Below are 25,010 nucleotides of genomic sequence, written 5' to 3'. Positions count from 1 at the left end.
GCGGTGGCGCTGCTGAACCTGTCCGGTCTGGGGCTGGGATATCTGCTGCTCGGCCGCTGGTTACCGATGGCGGGATGCCTGGCGGTCACCGGAGTGACCGTGGTCGCCGCCCTGCCCGTCGAGGCCGACGGGATTCCGGCGGTCGTACCCGTCCTCTGGCTGGTCGTGGCGGTGGCGTCGGCCGTGCACGGCGCCTGGCGGGCGGCGGCCGGGCCGCCCTCGCCGGCCGGGGACCGGCTGGTCCCGGTCGCGCTGCCGCTGGCGCTGGCGCTGCTGGCGATGCCGGTCTCGGCCGTGGTCGTACACGACTCGATGCAGCGCGCGGCGCGGCAGGAGGCGTACGAGCAACTGCAGCTCGGCCGGCTCGCCGAGGCCGGCCGGCTGGTCGGCCGGGCGAGCCAGGTGACGTTCGACGACGCGCTGGAGATCTACGCGGACCTGGCGAAGAACCACGCCGGCAGCCGCGCGGCCCGCCAGGTGCCGGACGGGATCGCCAAGCTGTACGAAACGGCCACCCGGCCGTACACCGGCGGCCGGTACTGCGACGCCCAGCCGATCCTGCGTTACCTGCGCGGCCTGCCCGCCAGGGTGGACCCGGCGCTGCTCGGCGACCGGGCCGGCTGGGCCGACGAACCGCTCGCGCACTCCCTGCACGAATGCGGCGCCCAGCGGTTCGAGGACGACCTGAACAGCGAGGCGGGCGCGGACCTGGTCGTCACCTCGGCCGCGCAGTTCAACCAGCTGGCCGACGAGGCCCCGGACTCGCCGTACCTGGCCAAGTCCAGGAAGTTGTTCGAGGACAAGGTCGCCGAGCTGAGGAAGGCCGCGGCCGGTGATCCGTGCGGCGCCCGCCCGACGCTGCGCAACGCGGGCGCGGTCTTCGCGGAGATCTCGGCCGACTACGCCGGCGCGCTGGCCGACGGCACGGGCAAGATCATGCAAGGCGCCCACTTCGACTGCGGCGTACGCGAGTTCAAGAAGAAGAAGTTCGCCGCCGCCCGGGCCACGCTGGCCGACTACGCCAAGCGGTACAAGGACAGCCGGCAGGCGGCCCGCGCCAGGCAGATCGCCATCGCCGCGGAGATCGCCGACCGGACGAGCAAGAAGGCGGGCAGGAGCCTGCCGCGGGTGAAGCCGCCGCGCGGCGCGCGGATGACGGTGACCTTCCGCAACGACGGCAAGGGCAAGGTGGAGATCCTCTACACCGGGCCGAAGACCGGGCGGTTCGTGCTGAACAGCTGCCGCACGTGCAAGGTCTACCCGAGCGAGAAGGCCGGCGACTCCCGGGGCTGCCGCGGGTCGCGCTCCTACCCGAAGACGACGCTGCGGCTGCCGAAGGGGAAGTATTACCTGCTGGTCAAACGTGACGGCAGCGACGACGGCCACACCTGGAGCATCAAGCCCGGCTTCATCTACACCGCGTGCTACTTCGTCCACAAGTGATCGACGAGCCCCGGCCGCCGCCGCGACCGGGGCCGAGCCGGCGCGGCGCGGCGGAGGATCTCATGCGACGTGCTCAGAAACGGGCGAGGTGGCGGAGGGAGCGGCGGGCGCGGGGGTCAGGGCCTTGCGGGTGATGCGTTCGGCGATGGCGGCGACCAGGGTGCGCGGCCGGCGCGGCGTCAGGTGCGCGGCCAGCGCGTTGCCGAACCCGGGGGCGACGTAGCCGCGGTCACGCTCCAGCGCCCGCAGGGCGGCGCGGACGACGGGCTCAGGGGTGGTCATCGAGCCGGTGACGGCCGCGTTACGGGTGCCGATGGTGTCGAAGAAGGCGGTCTCGACCGGGCCGGGGCACAGGGTGAGCACGCGGATGCCGCGCCGCCGGTACTCCTGGCGCAGGGCCAGGCCGAAGTTCAGCACGAAGGACTTGGCCGCGCCGTAGACGGCGAAGTACGGCGAAGGCTGGAAACCGGCGTTGGACGCGACGTTGATCACCGCGCCGCGGCCGCGCCGCAGCATGGCGGGCAGCAGCTCGTGGGTGAGGTCGACCAGCGCGACGACGTTGACCATGAGCTGGTCGTGGTCGCGTTCGGCGGGGATCTCCTCGAAGCGGCCGCAGGTGCCGAAGCCGGCGTTGTTGACCAGCAGGTCGACGCTCAGGCCGCGGGCGGTCACCTGGCCGGCGACGCGGCGGGCCGCGTCCGGCTGGGCGAGGTCCTGGACCAGCACGTGCGCGCGGACGCCGTGCTCGGCGGTCAGGCGCTCGGCGAGCGCGGTCAGCCGGTCTCCGGAGCGGGCCACCAGGATCACGTCGTGCCCGCCGGCGGCGAGCTGGGCGGCGAACTCCGCGCCGAGGCCGGACGAGGCGCCGGTGATGAGAGCGGTGCGGTTCATCGGTTTCTCCTTCAGTCGGTATCAACTGGTAGGAGAACGTATCAGTAATCACCGTAATTGCAACACCTCTGATGCGGTTAATGCTCGGGCCAGGTCGAGCCTGTATCGTGTACCTGGTCAAATGGGCATGACAGGAGGCGTGATGAGTGAGACGGCCGGGCGATCCCTGCGTGCGGACGCGGAACGGAGCGTGCGCGCGATCCTGGAGGCGGCCGAACGGGTGCTCGCCGAAGATCCCGGCGCGTCCATGGAGCAGATCGCCGCGGTCGCCGGGGTCGCCCGCACCACGATCCACCGGCGGTTCGCCAACCGGCAGGCGCTGATCGACGCGCTGGCCTCGTCCGCGGCCAGGCAGCTGGCCCGGGCGGTGGACGACGGCCGGCCCGACACCGCGCCGCCGCTGGTCGCGATGCACCGGATCACCGCCAACGTGCTCCAGGTGAAGAGCGCGTGGGCGTTCGCGCTGGGGCTGCCGGCGGAGCCGGGCGGCGAGGCCGCGCTCCTGCAGCAGGACGTCGCCCGCCGCTGCATCGGCGTGTTGCGGCGGGCCCAGGCCGACAAGCTCATCGACGAGGCGGCCGACCTGGAGTGGGTGCGCCGGGTCTACTACGCCCTGATCGGGGAGTCGCTGCACGGCAGCGCCGACGGCGCCGACCCCGACGCGCTCGCCGCCCGCATCATCGACACCCTGCTGCACGGCGCGGGCCCGCGTACCTGACCCCGATCACCACCGATCATCGTCGGCCCGCGAGCCCGGCTCCGGGCGTCAGCCCCGGGAGGGCAGGCCGGGCGCGTCCGGCTGGGGGTCGGCGGCGGCCGCGCGCCTGAGGAGGAGCCCGGCCGCGGCGGCGGTGAAGAACATCAGCACGCCGTAGACGGCGGCCGGGATCGCCATCTCGGCGTTGTTCAGCAGCGTGGGGCTGAGCGCGACGGCGATGGCCAGCGTGCTGTTGTGGATGCCGATCTCCATGCAGGAGGCGATGGCCTGCCTGGGCGCCACCCCGGCCAGGCGGGGCGCCCAGTAGCCGATGGTGAGACTGATGACGCTGAACAGGAAAGTGATCAGGCCGACGGCGCCGATGTAGCCGGCGAGGTTGTCCTTCTCCTGGATGACCGCCCCGACGATGACGGCGGCCAGGATGACCACGGACAGGATCTTGACCGGCCGGTTCATCCGGTCGGCGAAGGCCGAGGACCTGGCCTTGACCAGCATGCCGAGCGCGACGGGGATCAGCACGACGGCGAAGACCTGGGCGGTCTTGTCGAACTGCAGGCCGACCGCGCCGGAGTCGCCGAGGAAGTGGCCGAGCGAGAGGTTGGTGACCAGGGGCAGGGTGACGACGGCCAGGACGGAGTTGATCGCGGTCAGGCTGACGTTGAGTGCCACGTCCCCGCCGAAGAGGTGGCTGTAGAGGTTGGCGGTGGTGCCGCCGGGTGAGGCGGCCAGCAGCATCATGCCCACCGCGAGCGCGGGCGGCAGGTCGAAGGCCACCACCAGCCCGAAGCAGACCAGCGGCAGCAGGACGATCTGGCATGACAGAGAGACGAGCGCGGCCCTGGGGTAGACGACCACGCGGCGGAAGTCCGCGATGGTGAGTCCGAGGCCGAGGCCGAACATGATGACGGCGAGCGCCGCGGGGAGGAAGACACTGGCCAGGGACGAAGTCATGTGGTGTCCTTCGGGAGGTGTGGCCCGGGTTGATCGGATTTATACCGGCAAGGAGCACCAAAACGAAGGCCCTGGTCGAGCTTTGTTCGGTCCGAGCGGGCCGAAACCCGCCGCCGCGCTGGTGGGATGGCACGTCCCGCCGGGTTCGGCGAGGTCGCGGCGTTCCGTCTCACGTCTCTGACGGAGAGCGGAGGGCGGCCTGCCACGCGACCCGGCGGGAAACGTGACCTGGGGTACCTGATGGGCGGGAAGGCCCGGGTGAGAGGTGGCGGTCAGGCGGGCAGGACGTTGTCCGCGAAGGCGCCCTTCATGTTTCCGCGTTCCTCGAACACGAACACCACGTACGTCTCGAAGTACTCGCCGCCCTGCCCCGCGGCCCGGGCGATGCCGACCCTGGTGCTGGCCTTCCAGACGAGCTGGGTGAAGTGGCCGGTGGCGGAGGAGAACTGGGCGGCGGCGAAGTCGTAGGCGGAGATCTCGTCGTACCAGGACCTGACCGCGTCAGATCCGGGCAGGGCCGCGGAACCGCCGCCCCAGAAGATGTTCTCCCCGGTCTGCGCGCGCAGCCCGTCGTGGCCGGCGTCGAGCGCGTCGTACTCCGAGCGGGAGGCGGCCCGCTCCTTGGCGTACGCGTTGAGCTCCGGGTCCATGACCAGCGGCGGCGCGTGATGCTTGGCCCGGTAGGCGTTGGCCTCGGCGAGGGCTTCGGCTTGGAACTCCGGCGTCGTGGCGTCGGGGAGCGCGGGGCGGGTTCCTGGCATGAGACATCCTCAAGCAGCGATAGGGGGACTCCCGCCGGATCGCGACCGCTGCTCGTCGCCCGTCACCGGCGGCCGGCGGCCGAGGTGGTGGCCCGCCTGCCGCTCATCGTGCGCCGTCCGGAGGCTTCCGCCCAGGCTCGGCCGCTGTCCGACATCGGACATCCGGCACGGCGCCGCGCTTGAGGTCAACCCGAGTTGAGGTTGCAGGGTGGAGGGCATGGTGAGATTCGGGGTCGGGCTGCCGACCATGCAGGAGATCGAGACGCTGGGCCCGCAGGGCGTGGCCCGGGCGGCGCGGCTGGCCGAGTCCGCCGGGCTGGACAGCGTCGGCGCCTCCGACGTGCTCGTCGGCGACGGGACGCTCGCGCTGGAGGGCGTCGTCGCGCTGGCCACCGCCGCCGCCGTCACCGAGCGGGTGATGCTCGACTTCGGCGTGTTGTCCGTGCCCACGCGTCCGGTCGCGATGATGGCGGCGCAGGTGCAGACGCTGCAGTACCTGTCGCGCGGACGGGTGCGCCTGGGCCTGGGCCTCGGCGGATTCCCCGGATCGCCGTTCTGGACCGCCGTCGGAGCGCCGAGCACCGGACGGGGCCGGCTGACGGACGAGGCGCTGCGCACGCTGCCCGGGCTGATCGCGGGCAGGCCCACCGCCGTCGGGGCGGAGCGGGTGGAGGTCACGCTGGCGCCGGGGACGTCCGTGCCGCCGCTGCTGGTGGGATCGGGCACCGGCGAGGCGGCGTTGCGCCGGGTGGCGCGGTTCGCCGACGGCTGGGTGCCGTCCGCGCTGACGCCCGCCCAGGTCAGGACGGCCCTGAGCCGGCTGCGCGAATTCGCGGACGAATACCGCAGGCCGGTGCCGTTCGTGGACCTGGGCGTCCACACGGTGCTCGGCGACGACCGCGAGGCGCGGCAGGCGATGGAGGCGCGGCTGTCGCGGTTCTTCCGGCTCTCCCCGGACGAGATACGCGAGGCCACCGTCTCCGGCTCACCGGCAGAGGCGGCCGAACGGGTGGCCGCCTTCGCCGAAGCCGGCGTGGACGAGATCGGATTCGCGATCGACGGGTACGACTTCCTGGGTCAGATCGAGCTGATCGGCGAGATCAGGGCACACCTGGCGCACTAGGACGCCGCGCCGCCCGATGCGCTGCCCGATGCGCTGCTCGATGCGCGGCCGAGCGGAAATCTCGGGCCGTGATGTCGAGAACGCCGCCCCGGCTCCGTCCCAGCCGTGGCAGCCGCCATGACGATCCGAAAGGCACGGTCAGTGATGCGCAAACTCGTCGTCCAGCAGTGGGTCACCGTCGACAACATCGCCGCGGAGGAGGACGGCGGGCTCGGATTCGTGTCGGGGGAGCCCTTCTCCGACGCCACCGAGCCCGCGTTCAAGGAGCGCCTGATGGGGTTCATCGACTCGGTCGACACGATGATCCTCGGCGCGAACACCTACGCCCAGGCCAAGGGCTACTGGCCACACGCCCACGAGCAGGGCGAATACGGCGAGAAGCTCAACGGCCTCACCAAGTTCGTCGCCTCGGCGAAGCTGGCCGAGGCACCCTGGGGCGACTTCCCGGCCGCGACGGTGACGCGCGACCCGGTCGCCACCGTCCGCGAGCTCAAGGAGCGGCGCGGCAAGGACCTCTGGCTGTGGGGGAGCCTGACGCTCATGCGCTCCCTGCTGGACGCCGGCGTCGTCGACGTGGTCCAGCTGCTGGTCTGCCCGGTGTCGCTCGGCAGGGGAACGCGGGTCTTCGCGGAGCGGCAGGACCTGAAGCTGATCGAGGCCACCGGGTTCGAGAACGGCCTCGCGCTGCTGCGCTACGAGATCAAGAAATAGCCGGACAGCTCGCGACTTGACCGCGAATTTGCGCCGTCCGGCATTTCGCCCGGGGAGGTCTCGGGGCACGCCTTCGTACGAGAAGGGACGTCCCAGGCCGGTGGAGAACCCGATGAGCCAGACGCGCACCTCCAGCGCCGTGCCGGAGCCTTGATGGTCAAGCAGTTCATCGAGATGGCCGGCACGCTGCTCGACCTGTTCGGGGTGCTGGTCATCGTGGGCGGGACGATCATCGCGAGCGTCGTCTTCTGCGGCCGCGTGGCCCGGCGGCAGGAGGCGGGCACCTACCCCGCCTATCGCCGTGCGGTGGGGCGCACCCTGCTGCTCGGCCTGGAACTGCTGGTCGCCGCCGACATCATCAAGACGGTGGCCATCGCGCCGACGTTCCAGTCCGTCGGCGTGCTGGCCGCCGTCGTGCTGGTCAGGACGTTCCTCAGCTTCTCGCTCCAGGTGGAGCTGGAGGGCCGCTGGCCCTGGCACAAGCCACTGGACGGCTGAGCCGGCCGGTCGCCGCTATCGGCGTCGCAGGCCGTACGCCGCGATCGCCGCGCCCAGCAACACCATCACCGCGGGGACGACCAGCGCCGACCGGTAGGCCGCCAGCACCAGGTCCGGGGCGCCGCCGGCGCCGACCGCGGCGAAGCCGTACACCGCGGTGACCGCGGAGATCCCGACCGCCGAACCGAACTGGGTGAACGTGTAGAGCAGGCCCCCGGCCAGCCCCTGCTCCTCCGGCGCCACGCTCTCGGTGGCCGCGATGGTCAGCGGGCCGTAGGCGAGGGCGAAGGCGACGCCCGACAGGAACAGGGTCGGGAACATGGCGGCGTACGACCAGTCCATCTCGACCAGCAGGAAGAGCCCGTAGGCCACGATCGCCAGCAGGAATCCGCCGACGATCACCCGGGTGTGGCCGTACCTGTTCACCAGCCGGGGCGTGAGCGTCGGCGCGAGCACGGCGTCGCAGCCCATCACGATCAGGGCGATCGCGGTCTGCAGCGGCGACCAGCCGCGCAGTTCCTGCAGGTAGAGCGTGACGATGAACTGGAAGCCGAAGAACGCGCCGAGGAAGAGCATCGCGCTGACGTTGGCCCGCACCATCGCGCTCTTCCTGAAGATCCCCAGCCGGACGAGCGGCGCCTCGGCCCGCCGTTCGATCACGACGAACACCGCCACGAGCGCGAGCCCGCAGCCCAGCGCACCGAGCGTCAGCCCGAGCCCTTCGCCGCGATGCTCGATCCTGACGATGCCGTAGGCGAGCAGCAACATCGCGGCGGCCGCGCTGGCCGCGCCGGCCAGGTCGTAGCCGTGCCGCGCGGCGCCGGGGCGAGCCTCGGCGGGCAGCAGCCTGATCGCCGCGACCAGGATGGCGGCGGCCAGGAACACCGGGGCGAAGAACACCCAGCGCCAGCCGAGCTCGGTCAGCAGCCCGCCGATGACCAGGCCGAGCGAGAAGCCGCCGGCGCCGACGCCGGCGAAGACCAGCAGGGCCTTGTTGCGCTGCGGCCCCTCCGGGTACGACGTGGTGATGATCGACATGGCCGCCGGCGTCATGAACGCCGCCGCCACGCCGGTGACGAACCTGGCCACCACCAGCATCCAGCCGTCGGTCGCGAAACCGCCCAGCGCGGAGAAGACCAGGAAGACGCCGAGCCAGGTCAGGAACATCCGCCGCCGGCCCAGCAGGTCCGCGGCCCGGCCGCCGAGCAGGGTGCAGCCGGCGTAACCGAGCACGTAGCCACTCATCACCCAGGACGCGGCGCCGGTGGTCAGGCCCAGGTCGGCGCGGATGGCGGGGACGGCGACGGCCAGCATGGCGACGTCGCTGCCCTCCAGGAAGATCGTGCCGCACAGCACGAGCAGCAGGACCCAGGTGCGTCCGCCCGTGCGGGCCGGGTGGGGGGTGGACACCGGCGCGTTCCTTCCCGTTCGAGTCGTTCGCAGGCGAGCGCCGCCCGCGCGGCCCGCGGTCTCTCTCCGCGAATCCGGCGGACGGTGCTCGATGATCTCGTCATACGCGGTGAATCGGTACCTCGCGACGACCTCGTCATGCGCGGTGGATCGGCACCTCGCGGCGGTTGCGTGCGAACGCCACTCCGCCCAGCGCCGTGCCCGTCACGGCCACCAGCGCGGCCACGTAGGCCCCCGCGAGTCCGTTGCCGGTGCCGATGCCGCCGTCGGAGGTGGCCATGGTCACCCCGGCGAGCGCGAGGCCGATCAGCCCCGCGACCAGGGCCACGACGGCCCCGCGCCGTCCGTCGCCGCCGAAGCGGGCGAGGTGGGCGAGGCGGGAGACCCGGCCGGAGCGGCCGATGCGGCCGGTGGAACGGCCCAGGGCGAGCCCGCCGATGATCACGCCGGCCAGCCCGATCAGGGCGGCCACGATGGCGCCGATCCGCCCGGCGCTGAGGTAGAGGTAGCCGGGCGCGTCCGCCTGCGCGAGCAGCGCGGCGGTGGCGGCTGACGGGGAATGCACGTCCATGGGATGCTCCTTGCCTTCCGGCGATCGCACGTCGCCTGAGCGGGTTTCCTCACCGGGAAGACGTAGCCGATCTCATGGTCCGTGACATCCGGTTTCCATGACGTAGATCACACGCGAGAGCGACCGGACGCGCAAGTGCCGCGCCCGGTGGTCGTGGTTCCCGCGTGCCGCCGTCAGCCGGTGAACGCCGATCGGGCCGAGACGCGCTGCAGGTGTTCCAGCCCGCGTACCAGGGCCAGATTGGCCGCCGTCAGCGTGCGCACCTCCTCCTCCAGTTCGTCCACCCGGTTCTTGAGCGTCAGCAGTTCGGCCTCAAGCGCCGGTGAATCCATGAACATCCGCCTGCCGGACATGATCATTCACCTCTCGGTTTCCTGGACCCCTGACTGAATGAGCATCCAGTGGGTGCCGCTGATACCTGCGGGCGGGCGTGCCGTGGTGCCGGAGGTCCCTCGGGCCGGGGCCGAAGGTCCCTGTCCGGACGGTGGACGCGCCGGTGACAGTGGATCCGGGACTCGCAGGAGGTGGCGTCATGACCGTTCGTTCCGTCAAGCAGACGCTGGACGCGGCGGTGGCGGCCGCGCGCTGGGCGCCGTCGGTGCACAACACCCAGCCCTGGACGTTCGCCGTGTCAGGCGACGAGATCGGACTCAAGGCCGACACCGGCAGGCAACTGCGGGTCGGCGACACCGCAGGACGGGAACTGCTCATCAGTTGCGGGGCCGCGCTGTTCACCCTGCGGGCCGCGCTGGCCCGCGAAGGTCACCGGCCGGTCGTCCGCGTGCTGCCCGACCCGGACCGGCCGTCGCTGCTGGCCACGGTCCGGGCGGGCGAACAGGGCGAGGCCGACGCGACGGCCCGGGTGCTCGGCGCCGAGATCGAGCGGCGGCGTACGCACCGGGCGGGGTTCGCCGACGTGCCGGTGCCGGACGAACTGCTCGACTCGCTGGTGAAGGCCGCGATGGCCGAGGGTGCCAGGCTGACCCCGGTGCGCGAGCCAGAGGCGGTGGCGGTGCTTGCTGGGCTCACCCGGGCCGCGCAGGGCGTGCAGGCCCGGGACCGGCGCCTCAGCCTGGAGGTGATCAGCTGGGCACGTCCGCCGGGCAGCAGCCGCACCGACGGCGTGCCCGCCGACGGCTACCCGCGCCGGGCCACGGCCACGGATCCGCCCTTCGCGCAGCGCGACTACGCCTGGCGCCACGACTGGGGCAGCAGCGACCAGGGCACGGGCCGGAGTGGGGGCCAGGGTGCGGGCACCTCGACCGGGGTCGTGGCCCTGCTCACCACCCGCGCCGACTCCCGCCAGGAGTGGATCGCCGCCGGGCAGGCGCTGCAGCATGTGCTGCTGCTGGCCGCCGCGCACGGGGTCAGCGCCGCCTTCCACACCCAGGCGCTGGAGACGGACCTGCTGCGCGAGTTCCTGCGGGTGGAGGTGTGCTCGGGGGAGTACCCGCAGATGATCATGCGGCTGGGCGTCACCTTCGACGTCAAGGGCTCCGTACGGCGTTCGGCGGACGACGTCACGCGCTGAGCCACGTCGTCCCCGGGGCGTTGGGTTACACTGAGAAGTAATTGCGAAACTTCGCAATTGCTCAAGCTCGGAGGAACCATCTCAAAGGGACCGGGACACGTGGGTGAGGGTGTGACGTGAGCGAGGCTTTCGCCGCTGCGATCAGGGAACGAGTGCGCCTGGCCGAGTCGGCGCTGCGGGCGGCCCGCCGCGACGGCGACGCCCACGGGGCGATCCTCGCCGAAGGCGAATGGGAGCACCTGATACGGCTGGCCCGCACGCACGGCGTGGACGTCACGCTCGACCCGCAGGACGCCGCACCGGAGGAGCCAGGGCGGGGCGAGGGGGTGGGCCGATGACGTCGGTGCCGCTGTACGAGGCCAAGGCGGAACTGTTCCGGCTGCTCGGCCACCCGGTCCGGATCCGGGTGCTGGAACTGCTGCAGGAACGGCCGATGCCGGTGCGCGACCTCCTGGCCGAGATCGAGGTCGAACCGACCGGGCTGTCACAGCACCTGGCCGTGTTGCGCCGGTCGGGCATGGTCAGCGCGCACCGCGAAGGCTCCACCGTGGTGTACGCCCTGTCCGGCGGCGACGTGGCCGAACTGCTGCGCGCGGCCAGGCAGCTGCTGACCGCCAAGCTGTCGGGGCAGAGCGAGCTGCTGAACGAGCTGCTGCGAGGCAAGACGGAGAGCGGGGCCGCATGAACGCCAGGGCACGCGAGGACGCCGCATGAACGCCAGGGCACCCAGGGAAGCCGTGAACGCCAGGGCACGCGAGGAAGCCGCATGAACGTCCGAGCCCCGAGGGGGCGGTCCCGCGGGCGCTCGGTCCTGCCCGCGCGGCTGCGGGCGATCCTGCCCGATCGCGACGGGCTGGCCGCCATGGCCCGCCACCCGCGCCGTGACCTGCTGGCCGGCCTGACCGTGGCGATCGTGGCACTGCCGCTGGCCCTCGGCTTCGGCATCTCCTCTGGGCTGGGCGCCGAGGCCGGGCTGGTCACCGCGGTGGTGGCCGGCGCGCTGGCGGCCGTCTTCGGCGGGTCGGCGCTGCAGGTGTCCGGCCCCACCGGCGCGATGACGGTCGTGCTGGTGCCGATCATGCACGCGCACGGCGCGTCCGGGGTGCTGACGGTCGGCGTGCTGGCCGGGCTCATGCTCATCGCGCTGGCCTGGGCCAGGGCGGGCCGGTACATGGCGCTCGTCCCCGCGCCGGTCGTGGAGGGCTTCACGATCGGCATCGCCTGCGTGATCGGCCTCCAGCAGGTCCCGGCGGCGCTCGGCGTGCCGACGCCGGACGGCGACAAGGTCGTGCTGGTGGCCTGGCAGGCGGTCACGGAGTTCGCCGCGCACCCGAACTGGGTCGCCGCCGGCCTGGCCCTGGTCGTGGCCGCGGTGATGCTGGCCGGCGGCCGGTGGCGTCCCGGCGTGCCGTTCTCCCTGCTGGCGGTGGCCGCCGCCACCGCGGCGGCGGAGCTGGTCGAGCTGCCGGTGGCCCGCATCGGCGAGCTGCCCGCCGGGCTGGGCGCCCCCTCGCTGGCCTTCCTGGACGTCGGCGCGCTCGGCTCGCTGATCGCCCCGGCGGTCGCGGTCGCCGCGCTGGCCGGGCTGGAATCGCTGCTGTCGGCCGCCGTCGCCGACGGCATGAGCGTGAGCCACCGCCACGACCCCGACCGGGAGCTGTTCGGCCAGGGCCTGGCCAACCTGGTCGCCCCGCTGTTCGGCGGCGTGCCCGCCACCGGCGCCATCGCCCGCACCGCGGTCAACGTCCGCTCGGGCGCCTCCTCCAGGCTGGCCGCGCTGGCCCATGCCGCGATCCTGGCCGTGATCGTGTTCAGCGCGGCGGGCCTGGTCGCCCGCATTCCGCTGGCCGCGCTGGCCGGGGTGCTGCTGGCCACGGCGGTGCGCATGGTGGAGGTCGGCTCGGTCAAGGCGATGCTGCGCTCCACCCGGGCCGACGCCGTCGTGCTGGTGCTGACCGCGGCCGCCACGCTCGCGCTCGACCTGGTCGCCGCGGTCATCCTGGGCCTGGTCGTGGCCGGCGCGCTGGCCCTGCGCGCCATCGCGCGTGACGTCCGGCTGGACGTGATGCCGCTGCACCCCGACCTGCCCGACGACCACAGCGACGAGGAGCACGCGCTGCTGGCCGAGCACATCGTCGCCTACCGGCTGGACGGGCCGTTGTTCTTCGCCGCCGCGCACCGCTTCCTGCTGGAGCTGTCCGAGGTCGCCGACGTCTCCGTGGTCATCCTGCGCATGTCGCGGGTCACCACCATCGACGCCAGCGGCGCACTCGTCCTCGGCGACGCCATCGCGCGGCTGGAGCGGCGCGGCATCGCCGTCTACGTGTCCGGCATCCGCGACGGTCACCACCAGCCGCTCCAGGCGCTGGGCGCCGTCGCGCGGCTCGACCGGGCCGGACGCGTCTTCGCCAGCACCCCGGAGGCCATCGCGGCCGCCCGCCACCACCTGCACAGCGCGGGCATCCTGCCCCCGCCGCCGGAGAACGCGCTCGCGTGACGGCCGCGCCGAACCCGCGGCCCGGCCGGGTACGCCGAGAATGAGTGCCATGACACGCGCTGTATACGTCGCCGCGGGCGAGGCGGGAAGCAACAAGGCCACCGTCGCCCTCGGGCTGGTCGACCTGTTGTCCCGGCAGGTGGAGAGCGTCGGGGTGTTCCGTCCCGTGGTGCGGGCGGGCCGCGAGGACGCGTTGATCAACACCGTCCGGAGCAGGTTCCAGCTCGCCCTGCCCCACGACGCGTACGCCGGCGTCACCTACGACGAGGTGCACGCCGACGCCGAGCGGGCGGCAGGGGACGTCGTGGCCCGCTACCGCGCGCTCGCCGAGCGGTGTGACGCCGTGGTGGTGGTCGGCACCGACTACACCGACGTGGGCGCGCCGACGGAGTTCGGGTTCAACGCCAGGCTGGCCGCCGACCTGGGCACCCCCGTGGTCAACGTGGTGAGCGGACGCGGCAGGACGCCGGCGCAGATCGCCGCCGCCGTCGAGCTGTCGTCCAGGGAGCTGGCGCACCAGCACGCCGGCGAGCTCGCGGTCGTGGTGACGCGGGCCGGCGAGCGGCTCACGATCGACCATCCGACGCCGGTGTTCGTGCTGCCGGAGACGCCGTCCCTGCGCGCGCCGACGGTGGCCGACCTGCTCGACGCCTGCGACGGCAGGTTCTTCCTCGGCGAGCGCGACGGGCTCGGCCGCGAGGCCGCCACGCTGATGGTGGGCGCGATGTCGCTGCCCGGCATACTGAAGCGCTACACCGAGGGCGCGGCCGTGATCATCCCGTCGGACCGGGCCGCCGCGCTGCTGCCCGGCCTGATCGCGGCGCACGCGGCGCCGGACTTCCCGGCGCTGTCGGCGGTGGTGCTCACCGGCGGCACGGATCTGCCCGCCCCGGTCGAGCGGCTGCTGCGCAGCATGGAGATCCCGCTGCCGGTGATCGCCACCGACCACGACACCTTCGACACCGCGACCCGCCTGTCGGCCGTGGAGGGCCGGTTCACGCCCGCGGCCGGCGGGAAGATCGACACGGCGCTGCGGCTGTTCGCCGAGCACGTCGACGGCGGGCAGCTGCTGCAACGCCTCGACATCGCCAAGACCGACGTGGTCACGCCGCTCATGTTCGAGTACGAGCTGCTGGACCGGGCGCGGGCCAGGCGCAGGCACATCGTCCTGCCCGAGGGTGAGGAGCCGCGCATCCTGCGCGCGGCCGACATCCTGCTGCGGCGCGGCGTGGCCGAGCTGACCCTGCTCGGCGACGCCGAGCGGATCCGGGCCCAGGCGGCCCAACTCGGCCTCGACCTCGGCGCGGCCAGGGTGCTCAGTCCGTTCGACCCGGAGCTGCGCGAACGGTTCGCCCGCCGCTACGCCGAGGCCAGGGCGCACCGGGGGATGACCGTCGAGCTGGCCCGCGACACCGTCACCGACGTCTCCTACTTCGGCACGCTGATGGTGCACGCCGGCATGGCCGACGGCATGGTCTCGGGCGCGGCGCACACCACCGCGCACACGATCAGGCCGGCGTTCGAGATCCTGCGCCTGGGCCTGGTCTCCAGCGTGTTCTTCATGTGCCTGGCCGACCGGGTGCTGGTGTACGGCGACTGCGCGGTCAACCCCGACCCGACCGCCGAGCAACTCGCCGACATCGCGATCGCCTCGGCCCGCACCGCCGCCCGGTTCGGCGTGGAGCCCAGGATCGCCATGTTGTCGTACTCGACCGGCGCCTCGGGCACCGGCGCGGACGTCGACAAGGTACGCGCCGCGACCGAACTGGTCCGAGAACGCTGCCCGGAACTGCAGGTGGAAGGCCCGATCCAGTACGACGCCGCGGTCGACCCCACCGTGGCGCTGGCCAAGATGCCCGACAGCCGGGTGGCCGGCCGCGCCACCGTCTTCGTCGTGCCGGACCTCAACACCGGCAACAACCTGTACAAGGCGGTCCAGCGCAGCGCCGGGGCCGTCGCGGTGGGGCCGGTGCTGCAGGGGTTGCGCAAGCCGGTCAACGACCTGTCGCGGGGCGCGACCGTGGCCGACATCGTCACCACGGTCGCCGTCACGGCCGCGCAGGTGCGCGACGAGCCGGCCGACCCTGGTCTCTCATGAGGCGGGGCCGGTCAGGAGCGCGAAGGTCTGGCCGGCGATCTCCCCTTCCTCGTCGGTGGGGATGACCAGGACGGGCACCTCGGCCCCGGGCGGCGAGACCGCCCGCTCGCCGGTGGACTCCGCCTCGTTGCGCGCGGCGTCGACGGTGATGCCGAGCCGGTCGAGCCCGGACAGGGACTGCGCGCGGGTGGCCGCGTCGTGCTCGCCCACGCCGCCGGTGAACACGATCGCGTCGACCCGTCCGAGCAGGGCGTAGTAGGCGCCGACGTATTTGCGGATGCGCCGGGTGTAGACGCCGAGCGCCAGCCGGGCCGCGTCGTCGTCGCGGGCGCGTACCTCGCGCATGTCGCTCGACCCGGCCAGCGCGAGCAGCCCGCCCCGGTGGCTGAGCGCGTGCTCCACCTGCTGGGCCTCCAGCCCGCGGGTACGGGCCAGGTAACCGGCGAGCGCCGGATCGACGTCGCCCGAACGGGTGCCCATGACCAGCCCTTCCAGCGGCGTCATGCCCATGGACGTGTCGACGCTGCGCCCGTCCGAGACGGCGGTGGCGCTGGCGCCGTTGCCCAGGTGCAGCACGATCAGGTTGAGCCCGGCCAGGTCGCGGCCCAGGACGGCGGCGGCGCGGCGTGAGACGTACGCGCAGGAGGTGCCGTGGAAGCCGAACCGGCGCACGCCCAGCTCACGCCACTCGTCCGGCACCGCGTACGTGTAGGCCTCCGGCGGCAGCGTGCGGTGGAAGGCGGTGTCGAACACGGCCACCTGCGGCACCCCGGGGAACACCGTGCCCGCCAGCCGGATGCCGGTCAGGTTGACCGGGTTGTGCAGGGGCGCGAGCGGGGCCAGTTCCTCGATCGCGGCGATCACCTCGTCGTCGACCAGCACCGCCGTGCCGAACCTGGTGCCGCCGTGCACCACCCGGTGCCCCACCGCGACCGGGGCCAGTTCCGGGCCGGCCGCGTCGAACGCCGCCAGCATCGCCTCCAGCCCCTCGCGGTGACCGGGAAAGGGGCGATCGAGGACGTACGGCCGCCCATCTCCGCCGCGGTGCGTGAGCCGTCCCTGCTCCTGCCCGATGCGTTCGACGAGCCCCTTGGCCGAGCGTTCCCTGGTGCGCGGGTCGACGAGCTCGTACTTGATGGATGAGGATCCCGTGTTCAGCACGAGAATGCGGTCGGCCATGCCCCTGAGCCTATTTCCGGCGCACGCGGCCGCACCCGGCGGCGCCCCGGGCGATGTGCGGAAACGGTGCACATAGAGTGAAAGTACGCCTCGATAGGTGGCGCGGCCGCCCGACGCGCCCGGAGACTCCTCACATGTCGCGCTCGTTCCGGGCGAAGGCCGCCCGCCGGTTGGCGGCGCGCCGCACGATGGCCGTCATCGGCTGGATCGTGCTGGGCGCCGGCTACTTCCTGTTCATCCCGATCTTTCACGCGATCGGGTTGTTCGCCGTCCTCGTGATCGGGGCCGGCTGGACGTGGGCCGTGCTGTGGTCGATCGCGGCCGTGGTCTCGTACCTCGCGGTCAGGTCCTACGGGCGGGCCGCCGCCGGGCTGGCGATCGCGGTGGCCGCCGGAGCCCTCCTGTGGACGACCGACTGGACGCTCGCCCACGTCAGGAGCGTGTTGTGGCTCGGCGAAGCCGGCTTCGCCGAACTCGCCGCCGACTACGAGAGCGGCCGGCCGATCGAGGTCCAGCCATGGATGTCGTATCTCGTCATGGACGGCGAGGCGGAGGCCCAGCCCGGCGCACTCTACTTCCCGGTGTTCGTCGACTGGCGCGGCGAGTACGGCGAGGGCTTCGCCTACCTGCGAGGCGGCGGGAGCCCGCAGGCGGTGACCCGGACACAGACCCTGATCCAGACCGCGCCCGGCGACCTCGGCGAACCGGCGATCGACCTCGGCGGCGGCTGGTGGTGGGTCGAATAGCCTCAGAGGTTCACGGCGCGGGGTGGTCGGGCGCCGGAGACGAAGGCGCCGATGCGGCTGAGCGCGGTGGCCGCCTCGGGCAGGAACGACCAGAAGTGATGGAAGACGTGCGCGTCGATCGGATACAGGTCGAGCTCGACGTCCACCCCGTGCGCGCGGGCGTGCTCGGCCAGCCGACGGGCGTCGGTGACCAGCGGATCGCCGGCCGACACCTGCACCAGCATCGGCGGGTAGCCGGACAGGTCCGCGGCCAGCGGGTCGAGCAGCGGGTCGTCGGCGGGATGCCCGGCCAGGTAGTGATCGGCGCATTCCAGGCAGAGCGTGAGAACCGCCGAAGGGCCGGCCTCCGCGAGCAGGCGGCAGGTCAGGTCCAGCCAGGGGCTCAGCAGGACGACCCGTCCAGGGAAGGGCAGGTTCTGGCGGCGCAGCGTGGCCAGCAGCGACATGGTCAGCCCGCCGCCCGAGGAGTCGCCCAGCACGGTGAGCGCGGCGGGATCGGCGGTCCTGTCCAGCAGCCACCGGTAGGCCCGGACCGCATCGTCCACCGCAGCCGGGAACGGGTGCTCCGGGGCCAGGCGGTATTCGGGCAGCAGCGCGGCCGCGCCAGTGGCCACGCACAACGCCCCGGTCATCGCCCGGTAGCCGTAGGCGGACCCCAGGGCGTAGCCGCCGCCGTGCAGGTGCAGCAGCGTGACGGGACGCTCGGGGCCGGGGGTGAGCACCAGCGACGGCACGCCGCCCGCGTTGACCGAGCGGACGTCGACCTCGGCGGGCACCGAGAACTCCGACAGCAGCGCCTCGTCCTTCTCGCGTAACTCCTGCAGCCCGGCGGTGCCGATCATGGTGGTCCACGGCTCCATCAGCCGGGCGATGCGGCCGGCCATCTCGTCGCCCAGGGCCCGGGTCACGGCCACGGCGTCGTTCAGCCCGGCGAGGATCTCCCTGGCCCGGTCCAGGAACGCCTCGCCGGCCAGCGTGAGCTCCACCCGGTGCGTGCTGCGGCGCAGCAACTCGCAGCCGACCAGCCGTTCCAGCGCCCGGATCTGCCTGCTCAGCGCGGGCTGGGACAGGTAGAGGCGGGTGGCGGCGCGCCCGAAGTTCAGCTCGTCGGCCACGGCCACGAACGACCTCAGGTGGCGCAGCTCGATCGCGTCGGGGGCCTGGGGGAGGGGCAGCACCGCCCCGGCAGGGCTGTCCTGGGTGGCGTCCATGCCCCATTATGGCCGCGCGCACGGCCCGTCATGCGTCGCGTGCACCACCGTCATGCACGCTCGGCCTTTCCGTTCGCCCCGGTGTCGCTGGCAGGCTGGTCGCAGCCCGAGCAGGAGGGACACCATGACCGCATACGCGATCGCGCATCTGAAGACCCCCGCCCTTCACCCGGACGTCCTGGAGTACATGGAACGCATCCAGGCCACGCTCGACCCCTTCCAGGGACGCTTCCTGGTCCACGGACCCCAGGTCGACGTGCGGGAAGGACAGTGGCCAGGGACGGTCGTGGTCATCGAGTTCCCCGACCTCGCCCGCGCCAGGGGCTGGTACGACTCCCCGGAATACCAGGAGATCCTGCCGCTGCGCACCCGGCACATCGACGGCGTGGCCGTCCTGGTGGAAGGCGTGGCGCCGGACCACGACGCGGCCGCATTCGCGGCCGCCCTGCGGCAGTCCGCAGAGAGCTGAACACACGCAACCCCGAGAGGAAACAGTCATGGGCAAGATCGTCGCCAACTTCTTCATCGCGCTGGACGGTGTCGTGGAGGCGCCGGAGAGCTGGCACATGTCGTACATAAACGACGAGATGATGGCGGTCATCGGTGCGGGGATGGAGAGGAACAAGGCGTTCCTGATGGGACGCAAGGGTTATGACGGGTGGGCGGCGTACTGGCCGACCAGCACCGACGAGCCGTACGCGAGCTACTTCAACGACATCCCGAAGTACGTGATCTCCAGTACGTTGCGTGATCCGTCGTGGAAGAACACGACGGTGCTGCCGGGCGAGGCGGGGGCGGTGCGGCAGCTGAAGGAGAGCGTGGACGGGGACATTCTGATGACCGGCAGTACGGTGACGGTGCGCTGGCTGCTGGTCAACGGGTTGCTGGATGAGTTGCGGCTGCTGCTGCACCCGGTCGCGGTCGGTTCGGGCCAGAAGTTGTTCGAGGACGGGATGACGCAGAAGCTGGAGCTGGTGCACAGCCAGGCGTTCTCGACCGGGGTGCTCGACCTGGTCTACCGCCCCGCCTCCTGACGGGAACGGGCGCCGGCCCGGGGATCGGCCCCGGCCGCGCGCCTGAGGAGTAGCCCGGCCGCGGCGGCGGTGAAGAACATCAGCACGCCGTAGACGGCGGCCGGGATCGCCATCTCTGCGTTGTCCAGCAGCGACGGGCTGAGCGCGACGGCGATCGCCAGCGCGCTGCCGTGAATGCCGATCTCCATGCACGAGGCGATCGCCTGCCTGGGCGCCACCCCGGCCAGGCGGGGCGCCCAGTAGCCGACGGTGAGGCTGATGACGCTGAACAGCAGCGTGATCAGGCCGACCGCGCCGAGGTAGCCGGCCAGCCGGTCCTTCTCCTCGATCACCGCACCCACGATCACCGCCGCCAGGATGATCGAGGACAGCACCTTGACCGGCCGGTCCATCCGGCCGGCGAACGCGGGGGAACGGGCCTTGACCAGCATGCCGAGCCCGACCGGGATCAGCACGAGCGCGAAGACCTGGGCGGACTTGTCGAACCGCAGGCCGACCGCGCCCGAGTCGCCGAGGAAGTGGCCGAGCGAGAGGTTCGTGACCAGGGGCAGCGTCACCACGGCCAGGACGGAGTTGACCGCGGTCAGGCTCACGTTCAGCGCCACGTCCCCGCCGAAGAGGTGGCTGTACAGGTTGGCCGTGGTGCCGCCGGGCGTGGCGGCCAGCAGCATCATGCCCACCGCGAGCGCCGGAGGCAGGTCGAAGGCCACCACCAGCCCGAAGCAGACCAGCGGCAGCAGGACGATCTGGCACGACAGGCAGACGAGCGCGGCCCTGGGATGGACGACCACGCGCCGGAAGTCCGCGACGACGAGCCCCAGGCCGAGCCCGAACATGATCACGGAGAGCGCCGCGGGGAGGAAGACACCGGCCAGGGACGAGCTCATGAGAAGTCCTTCGAGGGGTGGCGCAGCCTGATCGATTTATACCTGTCGGGAGGCCCCGCCGACAGGACTCAACACATCGTCAGCGGAAACTCAACACGGCCCGGCCCAGACTCGGCGCGATACGACAAACCGGAAGGAAGAGGTCCAATATGCGTCGATCGATCGCCGGGCTGTTCACTCTCGGCGCCGTGCTCTCCAGCGTTCTGGTGCTCGGCGGGGCACAGACCGCCCTCGGCGTCACCGGGGCGGCGGCATCCGTCCAGGACCCGGAGCCGGCCGCGGCGGCGGCCGCCGCCCCGGACGCCTGCACGGCCTACGGCTGCTACACCGGCGACGGCTGGGGCTCCGGCTTCGGCCGCTGGATGGCCGACGGTGACAAGATGTGGGTCTGCGACCGGTCCGCCGACGGGTGGTCGATCGTCGTGGTCGCCGACATCGGCACCCGCGCGTACCCCAACAAGTGGCACACCGGCGGCGCCGGCAAGTGCACCGAACGGTCCTACGGCGACGTCGGCGAGGGCCAGCGCATCTACTTCCACACCTGCCTGGGCGACTACAGCACCAACACGATCCGCCCCGGTTCGTGCGGACCCGTCAGTTCCGGCACCACCTGACCGGTGTCCGGAATCGGCCTCGGTCTTCATCCGGGACGGTTCTGGCGGCGAAGCTAGGGATGGACGGGATGATCCCCGCCATGGCGACACCGACTCCGTCACCGCACAGAAGGAGACAGGAATGCGCACGTTACGTACCATCGGCCTCGCCGCCCTGCTGGCCGCAGGATCGCTGGCACTCCCCGGCGCGCTCGCTTCGAGCGCGTCCGCCGAGTCGAGCGCGGCGCCGCGCTCGGCCACCGCGATGGCCCTGACCCTGGGCCCGTCCAGCTGTGAGGCGCTCGCGCGGCGGTTCCTGTGCGAGGTCTCGTTCAACGGCGCTGTCGCGCCTGTCTCCATTCGCTGGTTCGTCAACGGCTTCCACCTGGCGTCCTACGACAATCGCAGGTTCGTGGGCATCGGCTGCCAGCCCACGTTCAGGTACGACATCCGCGCGGTGATCTCCGACGCCACCGGGGCGACGGTCGAGTTCCGCACCTCGCCGACCTGCCGATCGGGCAACCCGTGAGGTACTGAACGCTTGACGCGGGCCCGCCGAGCCGATGGCGCGGCGGGCCCGCCCGTGTCGATGCCAGGCCGGTGCGATGTCAGGGGGTCGCGATGACACGGCGTAGCGCGGCCTGGGCGGGCGGGCCCCAGGTGGGCTTGCCGCCCGGGCGGCCGTGCACCCCGGCGTGTCCGACGTGCAGGCAGGCCAGGGCGCGGATCACCGCCCAGCCGCGGGCGCGGCGCAGGGTCGCGGCGTCCGGGGCCGGCCGGTAGGCGGCCAGGCAGCGGTCGGCGGCGCCGTCCGGCAGCAGGGTCCAGGCGGCGGCGAGGTCGCAGGCCGGATCGCCGGCGAACAGCTCGCCGAAGTCGACCACGCCGCAGAGCGCGCCGTCCGCGGTCAGGACGTTGGCCGCATGCAGGTCGCCGTGCACCCACAGCGGCGGCCCCGCCCAGCCGGGCGCGGCGGCGGCGTCCGCCCAGATCGCGCGGACGGCGTCAGGGTCGGGGACGAGTCCCAGCTCGGCGGCCGAGTCGAGCTGCCGGCCGAACCATTCGGCGCCGGCGGCCAGCGGCCCGCCGCGGCCCCGGCCGGCGGTGTCCACCCCTTCAGGGGCGGGCCGGTGCAGCGCGGTCAGGAAGGCGGCCAGGGCGTCGGCCGCCTGTTCGCCGCGCGTCACGGGGGCGCGGTCGGCGGGCTCGCCCGGCACCCAGGTGGTGACGATCCAGGGCCGCGCAAACCGCGCCGACGGCTCGCCGAGCCGCTGCGGGACGGGAACGGGCAGCGGCAGGCGCGGCGCGAGCACCGGCAGCCAGGCGTGCTCCTTGCGCAGCAGCTCGTCCGCGCTCTCCGTCGCCCAGGGCAGCCGGACGGCGAGGTCGTCACCGAGCCGCCAGAGCTGGTTGTCCCAGCCGCGCGCACCCAGCCGCACCGGACGGCCGGCCAGGTCGGGGTGCTGGTCGCGGAGCAGCTCACGCACCAGCTCCGCGGTGATCTCAATCTCGGTGTGCGTCATCCGATGTAACAGTAGAGCAGCCGAGCGCGACTTCAGGCTTGATCAAATAGGCTGGAACGGCGTTCAGACGGCACCCCGCGCAGGCCCCCGGGCCCGGTGCGGGGCGACGACGACGGCCAGGAAGGCAGTGTCCATGTCAAGCACGCAGTTGTACGACACCATCGGAGCCACCTACACCCAGACCCGGCGCACCGAGCCGCGCATCGCGGCGCGGATCTGGGCCGCGCTCGGCGAGGCCAGGACGGTGCTGAACGTCGGGGCGGGCACCGGCTCCTACGAGCCGTCCGACCGCTACGTGCTCGCGGTGGAGCCGTCGGCGCTCATGCGTTCGCAGCGCCCGGCGGACGCGCCGCCCTGCCTGGCCGGAACCGCGGACTCGCTGCCGTTCGACGACCAGTCCTTCGACGCGGCCATGTCCGTCTCCTCCATCCACCACTGGCCCGACCCGATCGCAGGGCTGCGCGAGATGCGGCGGGTCGCCCGCCGCGTGGTGGTGTTCACCCACGACACCAGCGACGCCGGCTGGCTGCGCCGGTTCTGGCTCACCCGCGACTACCTGCCCGAGGTCGCGGACCTGATCACCGGCCGGCCCGCGGTGACCGAGCTGGCCGAGGCCATCGGAGCCAGGCTGGAACCCGTGACCATCCCGTGGGACTGCGTCGACGGCTTCTTCGAGGCCCACTGGCGCCGGCCGGAGGCGTACCTGGAGGAGGACGTCCGGCGCGGCGTGTCGGTCTGGGCCAGGGTCGGGCCGGAGGCCGAGCGGCGCGCGGTGCACGACCTCCGGGCGGACCTGGCGTCGGGCCGGTGGGCCGAGCGCAACCGCGACCTCGTCGATCTCGACGCGGCGGAGCTCGGCCTTCGCCTGCTGATCGCCTGACTCTTTCTTGCTGCTCGGGGTTCGGCTTTCGCTGCTCGGCGTTCAGCGCGTGAGCGAGCGGTCGTGCTCCTTCTCGTCCAGGACCACCTTCTCCCCGCCGTACGCCGCCGACATCCGGGCCCGCAGCCGGCCGAGCGGACCACGCGCGCCGGCCGGTGGGGGGCCTTCGCCGTGATGGGCGAGCAGCACCGGCACCGGCTCCTTGCCGCGCAGGTGCGCCTCGACGTCCTCCGCCAGCGGCGCGTGCACCTCGGTGAACGCGCCCTGCGGCCCGCGCCTGATCACCCCGCTGGGCACGCCGTGCCCGATGAGCTCGGCGTCGGAGCGTTGCAGGCCGAGGCAGATCCGGTAGGTGAGCACGTACGCCAGCGCCGGCCCGGCGATCACCAGGACGCGTCCGGCCTGGGTGATGGCGTTGAGACTGATCTGGAAGGTGGCGGCCAGCTCGTCGTTGGCGCCGAGCAGCCACAGCACGCCGTAGAAGACGACGACCGACATGCCGATCGAGGTCCGGTGCGGGTGGTTGCGCGGGCGTTGCAGCACGTGGTGCTCGCGGTGGTCGCCGGTGAGCCAGCGTTCCGCGAACGGGTAGACCAGCATCCCGGTGATGACGAGGCCCAGCGGCACCAGCGCGGGGATGACCACGCTCAGCGGCACCGTCCCCGACTCGGACGCGCCGAACAGGTTGACCTCCCAGGCGGGCATCAGTCGCAGCGCGCCCTCCAGGAAGCCCAGGTAGAAGTCGGGCTGGGAACCCGCCGAGATGTCGGCGGGGGTGTAGGGGCCGTACAACCAGACCGGGTTGATCTGCGCGAACGTCCCCAGCCCCGACACCGCGGCGAGTGTGAAGAGGAAGAACGCGGCCGTCTTGGCCATGAACGACGGATACAGCGGCCCGCCCACCACGTTCCGGTGCGTGCGGTTCCTGCCCGGCATCTGGGTGTGCTTCTGCACCCACATCAGCACCAGGTGCGCCGACACCAGCACCAGCAGCAGCCCGGGGATCAGCAGGATGTGCAGCGAGTAGAACCTGGGCACGACGTCGTCGCCCGGATACTCCCCGCCGAACAGGAAAAACGTCAGATAGGTGCCGACCAGCGGCAGCGAGATGAGCACGCCCTCGGTGACGCGCAGCCCGGCCCCCGACAGCAGGTCGTCCGGCAGCGAGTAGCCCGTCAGCCCTTCCAGCAGGGCCAGCGCGAGCATCGTCACACCGATGATCCAGGTCAGCTCGCGCGGCTTGCGATAGGCGCCGGTGAAGAACACGCGCAGCGCGTGCACCATCATGCCGCCGATGAACAGCAGCGCCGACCAGTGGTGGATCTGCCTGATGAGCAGCCCGCCGCGCACGTCGAAACTGATCTCCAGCGTGGACGCGTACGCCTGCGACATCCCCACGCCCTTCAACGGCGCGTAGACGCCGTCGTAGATGACGTGTTCCATGCTCGGCTTGAACCAGAAGGTGAGGAACGTGCCGGTGAGCAGGAGGATGACGAAGGAGTACAGGGCGATCTCGCCCAGCATGAACGACCAGTGATCAGGGAAGATCTTGCGCAGGTTGCGGTTCACCAGACGGGCCGCCCCCAGGCGGTCGTCCAGGAACGACGATGTCCGGCCGATGGCTCCGGGGACCGTCTTCGGTCCGGTCTGCATAGGCGACTCCCCTTCTCTCCGCGGATCGTCACTAAGACGTCCGCGGGCGCGCGATTGTGACATCCAGGGACGGATCGCTGGGCGGGTCGCTGGGCGGGTCC

The 25,010-nt window shown here is 72.3% G+C and carries 26 protein-coding genes and 1 pseudogene; 16 read left to right on the top strand and 11 right to left on the bottom strand.

Annotation, left to right across the window (positions count from 1 at the left end; translation table 11 throughout):
* Window positions 1–1,443 (top strand): annotated as a pseudogene (locus HII36_RS38655) (hypothetical protein); the annotation flags it as partial.
* Between the two features lie 60 nt (window positions 1,444–1,503).
* Here HII36_RS38655 and HII36_RS38650 read toward each other — a convergent pair.
* Window positions 1,504–2,334: an SDR family NAD(P)-dependent oxidoreductase gene (locus tag HII36_RS38650; RefSeq protein WP_173528291.1), complete on the bottom strand. Its 831-nt coding sequence runs from the start codon at window positions 2,332–2,334 to the stop codon at window positions 1,504–1,506.
* A gap of 142 nt (window positions 2,335–2,476) precedes the next feature.
* On the opposite strand from HII36_RS38650, the gene HII36_RS58245 reads away from it, so the two are divergent.
* Window positions 2,477–3,052: a TetR/AcrR family transcriptional regulator gene (locus tag HII36_RS58245; RefSeq protein ID WP_173528290.1), complete on the top strand. Its 576-nt coding sequence runs from the start codon at window positions 2,477–2,479 to the stop codon at window positions 3,050–3,052.
* Window positions 3,053–3,100: 48 nt separating this feature from the next.
* Here the strand turns inward: HII36_RS58245 and HII36_RS38640 are convergent, their stop codons facing one another.
* On the bottom strand, window positions 3,101–4,042 hold the full coding sequence (locus HII36_RS38640; RefSeq protein ID WP_328808087.1) for a bile acid:sodium symporter family protein: 942 nt from the start codon (window positions 4,040–4,042) through the stop codon (window positions 3,101–3,103).
* 233 nt (window positions 4,043–4,275) lie between these two features.
* On the bottom strand, window positions 4,276–4,764 hold the full coding sequence (locus HII36_RS38635) for a CAP family protein (RefSeq protein WP_173528288.1): 489 nt from the start codon (window positions 4,762–4,764) through the stop codon (window positions 4,276–4,278).
* A gap of 217 nt (window positions 4,765–4,981) precedes the next feature.
* Here HII36_RS38635 and HII36_RS38630 point away from each other — a divergent pair, with 217 nt between their 5' ends.
* From HII36_RS38630 to HII36_RS38620, 3 genes are all read left to right on the top strand, one after another.
* Window positions 4,982–5,887 carry an LLM class flavin-dependent oxidoreductase gene (locus tag HII36_RS38630; protein WP_173528287.1) on the top strand — a complete coding sequence of 302 codons (906 nt, stop codon included), beginning with the start codon at window positions 4,982–4,984 and terminating at the stop codon, window positions 5,885–5,887.
* A gap of 144 nt (window positions 5,888–6,031) precedes the next feature.
* Window positions 6,032–6,598 carry a dihydrofolate reductase family protein gene (locus HII36_RS38625; protein WP_173528286.1) on the top strand — a complete coding sequence of 189 codons (567 nt, stop codon included), beginning with the start codon at window positions 6,032–6,034 and terminating at the stop codon, window positions 6,596–6,598.
* A gap of 153 nt (window positions 6,599–6,751) precedes the next feature.
* The gene (locus HII36_RS38620; RefSeq protein WP_173528285.1) at window positions 6,752–7,096 is read left to right on the top strand and encodes a DUF1622 domain-containing protein; all 345 of its coding nucleotides are present in this window, start codon (window positions 6,752–6,754) and stop codon (window positions 7,094–7,096) included.
* A 15-nt stretch (window positions 7,097–7,111) separates the two neighbouring features.
* On the opposite strand, the gene HII36_RS38615 is transcribed toward HII36_RS38620, so the two are convergent.
* The 3 genes from HII36_RS38615 to HII36_RS38605 form a co-directional block, all read right to left on the bottom strand.
* On the bottom strand, window positions 7,112–8,506 hold the full coding sequence (locus HII36_RS38615; RefSeq protein ID WP_328808086.1) for an MFS transporter: 1,395 nt from the start codon (window positions 8,504–8,506) through the stop codon (window positions 7,112–7,114).
* 136 nt (window positions 8,507–8,642) lie between these two features.
* Window positions 8,643–9,077: a DUF6223 family protein gene (locus HII36_RS38610; RefSeq protein ID WP_173528284.1), complete on the bottom strand. Its 435-nt coding sequence runs from the start codon at window positions 9,075–9,077 to the stop codon at window positions 8,643–8,645.
* 173 nt (window positions 9,078–9,250) lie between these two features.
* Complete coding sequence (locus HII36_RS38605; protein ID WP_173528283.1) at window positions 9,251–9,430, bottom strand: hypothetical protein; 180 nt, start codon at window positions 9,428–9,430, stop codon at window positions 9,251–9,253.
* A 179-nt stretch (window positions 9,431–9,609) separates the two neighbouring features.
* Here HII36_RS38605 and HII36_RS38600 point away from each other — a divergent pair, with 179 nt between their 5' ends.
* The 5 genes from HII36_RS38600 to pta all read left to right on the top strand — a co-directional run bounded on the left by HII36_RS38600 (window position 9,610) and on the right by pta (window position 15,203).
* Window positions 9,610–10,608: an Acg family FMN-binding oxidoreductase gene (locus tag HII36_RS38600; protein WP_173528282.1), complete on the top strand. Its 999-nt coding sequence runs from the start codon at window positions 9,610–9,612 to the stop codon at window positions 10,606–10,608.
* A gap of 116 nt (window positions 10,609–10,724) precedes the next feature.
* Window positions 10,725–10,946, top strand: a complete 222-nt coding sequence (locus HII36_RS38595) for a hypothetical protein (RefSeq protein ID WP_173528281.1) — start codon at window positions 10,725–10,727, stop codon at window positions 10,944–10,946.
* Entirely contained in the window at window positions 10,943–11,293 is a 351-nt protein-coding gene (locus tag HII36_RS38590) for an ArsR/SmtB family transcription factor (protein WP_173528280.1), read from the top strand. Before HII36_RS38595 ends, HII36_RS38590 begins: the two co-directional genes overlap by 4 nt.
* An 81-nt stretch (window positions 11,294–11,374) precedes the next feature.
* Window positions 11,375–13,105, top strand: a complete 1,731-nt coding sequence (locus tag HII36_RS38585) for a SulP family inorganic anion transporter (RefSeq protein ID WP_173528279.1) — start codon at window positions 11,375–11,377, stop codon at window positions 13,103–13,105.
* 49 nt (window positions 13,106–13,154) lie between these two features.
* Complete coding sequence (gene pta, locus HII36_RS38580; RefSeq protein ID WP_173528278.1) at window positions 13,155–15,203, top strand: phosphate acetyltransferase; 2,049 nt, start codon at window positions 13,155–13,157, stop codon at window positions 15,201–15,203.
* On the opposite strand, the gene HII36_RS38575 is transcribed toward pta, so the two are convergent.
* Window positions 15,198–16,382, bottom strand: coding sequence for an acetate/propionate family kinase (locus tag HII36_RS38575; RefSeq protein WP_173528277.1), 1,185 nt, complete (start codon window positions 16,380–16,382; stop codon window positions 15,198–15,200). The genes pta and HII36_RS38575 overlap by 6 nt on opposite strands.
* 134 nt (window positions 16,383–16,516) lie before the next feature.
* On the opposite strand from HII36_RS38575, the gene HII36_RS38570 reads away from it, so the two are divergent.
* On the top strand, window positions 16,517–17,128 hold the full coding sequence (locus tag HII36_RS38570) for a hypothetical protein (protein ID WP_173528276.1): 612 nt from the start codon (window positions 16,517–16,519) through the stop codon (window positions 17,126–17,128).
* A gap of 2 nt (window positions 17,129–17,130) precedes the next feature.
* On the opposite strand, the gene HII36_RS38565 is transcribed toward HII36_RS38570, so the two are convergent.
* Complete coding sequence (locus tag HII36_RS38565) at window positions 17,131–18,339, bottom strand: alpha/beta hydrolase fold domain-containing protein (RefSeq protein ID WP_173528275.1); 1,209 nt, start codon at window positions 18,337–18,339, stop codon at window positions 17,131–17,133.
* A 124-nt stretch (window positions 18,340–18,463) separates the two neighbouring features.
* Here HII36_RS38565 and HII36_RS38560 point away from each other — a divergent pair, with 124 nt between their 5' ends.
* Complete coding sequence (locus HII36_RS38560; protein WP_173528274.1) at window positions 18,464–18,808, top strand: DUF1330 domain-containing protein; 345 nt, start codon at window positions 18,464–18,466, stop codon at window positions 18,806–18,808.
* 28 nt (window positions 18,809–18,836) lie between these two features.
* Entirely contained in the window at window positions 18,837–19,373 is a 537-nt protein-coding gene (locus tag HII36_RS38555) for a dihydrofolate reductase family protein (protein ID WP_173528273.1), read from the top strand.
* Here HII36_RS38555 and HII36_RS38550 read toward each other — a convergent pair.
* On the bottom strand, window positions 19,355–20,260 hold the full coding sequence (locus HII36_RS38550) for a bile acid:sodium symporter family protein (protein WP_173528272.1): 906 nt from the start codon (window positions 20,258–20,260) through the stop codon (window positions 19,355–19,357). The two genes, HII36_RS38555 and HII36_RS38550, sit on opposite strands and share 19 nt — an antisense overlap.
* Window positions 20,261–20,409: 149 nt before the next feature.
* Here HII36_RS38550 and HII36_RS38545 point away from each other — a divergent pair, with 149 nt between their 5' ends.
* Both HII36_RS38545 and HII36_RS38540 read left to right on the top strand, forming a co-directional pair.
* Window positions 20,410–20,874, top strand: a complete 465-nt coding sequence (locus HII36_RS38545; RefSeq protein WP_173528271.1) for a hypothetical protein — start codon at window positions 20,410–20,412, stop codon at window positions 20,872–20,874.
* A gap of 121 nt (window positions 20,875–20,995) precedes the next feature.
* Complete coding sequence (locus tag HII36_RS38540) at window positions 20,996–21,382, top strand: hypothetical protein (protein WP_173528270.1); 387 nt, start codon at window positions 20,996–20,998, stop codon at window positions 21,380–21,382.
* A 79-nt stretch (window positions 21,383–21,461) separates the two neighbouring features.
* Here the strand turns inward: HII36_RS38540 and HII36_RS38535 are convergent, their stop codons facing one another.
* Window positions 21,462–22,376 carry an aminoglycoside phosphotransferase family protein gene (locus tag HII36_RS38535; protein ID WP_173528269.1) on the bottom strand — a complete coding sequence of 305 codons (915 nt, stop codon included), beginning with the start codon at window positions 22,374–22,376 and terminating at the stop codon, window positions 21,462–21,464.
* Window positions 22,377–22,509: 133 nt separating this feature from the next.
* Between HII36_RS38535 and HII36_RS38530 the strand changes: the two genes are divergently transcribed.
* Window positions 22,510–23,256 (top strand): class I SAM-dependent methyltransferase, encoded by a 747-nt coding sequence (locus HII36_RS38530; RefSeq protein ID WP_173528268.1) that lies wholly within the window; start codon window positions 22,510–22,512, stop codon window positions 23,254–23,256.
* Between the two features lie 42 nt (window positions 23,257–23,298).
* Here the strand turns inward: HII36_RS38530 and qcrB are convergent, their stop codons facing one another.
* Entirely contained in the window at window positions 23,299–24,909 is a 1,611-nt protein-coding gene (gene qcrB, locus HII36_RS38525) for a cytochrome bc1 complex cytochrome b subunit (protein ID WP_173528267.1), read from the bottom strand.
* Window positions 24,910–25,010: the final 101 nt, after the last annotated feature.

Source organism: Nonomuraea antri (assembly GCF_013283785.1).
GTDB lineage: Bacteria > Actinomycetota > Actinomycetes > Streptosporangiales > Streptosporangiaceae > Nonomuraea > Nonomuraea antri.
This window is presented reverse-complemented; position numbering and strand designations above follow the sequence as displayed.

Bases quoted from the DNA above. Each gene is read 5' to 3' on its own strand.
- HII36_RS38650 (WP_173528291.1), bottom strand. From the start codon at position 2,334: ATGAACCGCACCGCTCTCATCACCGGCGCCTCGTCCGGCCTCGGCGCG.
- HII36_RS58245 (WP_173528290.1), top strand. From the start codon at position 2,477: ATGAGTGAGACGGCCGGGCGATCCCTGCGTGCGGACGCGGAACGGAGC.
- HII36_RS38635 (WP_173528288.1), bottom strand. From the start codon at position 4,764: ATGCCAGGAACCCGCCCCGCGCTCCCCGACGCCACGACGCCGGAGTTC.
- HII36_RS38630 (WP_173528287.1), top strand. From the start codon at position 4,982: ATGGTGAGATTCGGGGTCGGGCTGCCGACCATGCAGGAGATCGAGACG.
- HII36_RS38625 (WP_173528286.1), top strand. From the start codon at position 6,032: ATGCGCAAACTCGTCGTCCAGCAGTGGGTCACCGTCGACAACATCGCC.
- HII36_RS38620 (WP_173528285.1), top strand. From the start codon at position 6,752: ATGGTCAAGCAGTTCATCGAGATGGCCGGCACGCTGCTCGACCTGTTC.
- HII36_RS38610 (WP_173528284.1), bottom strand. From the start codon at position 9,077: ATGGACGTGCATTCCCCGTCAGCCGCCACCGCCGCGCTGCTCGCGCAG.
- HII36_RS38605 (WP_173528283.1), bottom strand. From the start codon at position 9,430: ATGTCCGGCAGGCGGATGTTCATGGATTCACCGGCGCTTGAGGCCGAA.
- HII36_RS38600 (WP_173528282.1), top strand. From the start codon at position 9,610: ATGACCGTTCGTTCCGTCAAGCAGACGCTGGACGCGGCGGTGGCGGCC.
- HII36_RS38590 (WP_173528280.1), top strand. From the start codon at position 10,943: ATGACGTCGGTGCCGCTGTACGAGGCCAAGGCGGAACTGTTCCGGCTG.
- HII36_RS38585 (WP_173528279.1), top strand. From the start codon at position 11,375: ATGAACGTCCGAGCCCCGAGGGGGCGGTCCCGCGGGCGCTCGGTCCTG.
- pta (WP_173528278.1), top strand. From the start codon at position 13,155: ATGACACGCGCTGTATACGTCGCCGCGGGCGAGGCGGGAAGCAACAAG.
- HII36_RS38575 (WP_173528277.1), bottom strand. From the start codon at position 16,382: ATGGCCGACCGCATTCTCGTGCTGAACACGGGATCCTCATCCATCAAG.
- HII36_RS38570 (WP_173528276.1), top strand. From the start codon at position 16,517: ATGTCGCGCTCGTTCCGGGCGAAGGCCGCCCGCCGGTTGGCGGCGCGC.
- HII36_RS38565 (WP_173528275.1), bottom strand. From the start codon at position 18,339: ATGGACGCCACCCAGGACAGCCCTGCCGGGGCGGTGCTGCCCCTCCCC.
- HII36_RS38560 (WP_173528274.1), top strand. From the start codon at position 18,464: ATGACCGCATACGCGATCGCGCATCTGAAGACCCCCGCCCTTCACCCG.
- HII36_RS38555 (WP_173528273.1), top strand. From the start codon at position 18,837: ATGGGCAAGATCGTCGCCAACTTCTTCATCGCGCTGGACGGTGTCGTG.
- HII36_RS38550 (WP_173528272.1), bottom strand. From the start codon at position 20,260: ATGAGCTCGTCCCTGGCCGGTGTCTTCCTCCCCGCGGCGCTCTCCGTG.
- HII36_RS38545 (WP_173528271.1), top strand. From the start codon at position 20,410: ATGCGTCGATCGATCGCCGGGCTGTTCACTCTCGGCGCCGTGCTCTCC.
- HII36_RS38540 (WP_173528270.1), top strand. From the start codon at position 20,996: ATGCGCACGTTACGTACCATCGGCCTCGCCGCCCTGCTGGCCGCAGGA.
- HII36_RS38535 (WP_173528269.1), bottom strand. From the start codon at position 22,376: ATGACGCACACCGAGATTGAGATCACCGCGGAGCTGGTGCGTGAGCTG.
- HII36_RS38530 (WP_173528268.1), top strand. From the start codon at position 22,510: ATGTCAAGCACGCAGTTGTACGACACCATCGGAGCCACCTACACCCAG.
- qcrB (WP_173528267.1), bottom strand. From the start codon at position 24,909: ATGCAGACCGGACCGAAGACGGTCCCCGGAGCCATCGGCCGGACATCG.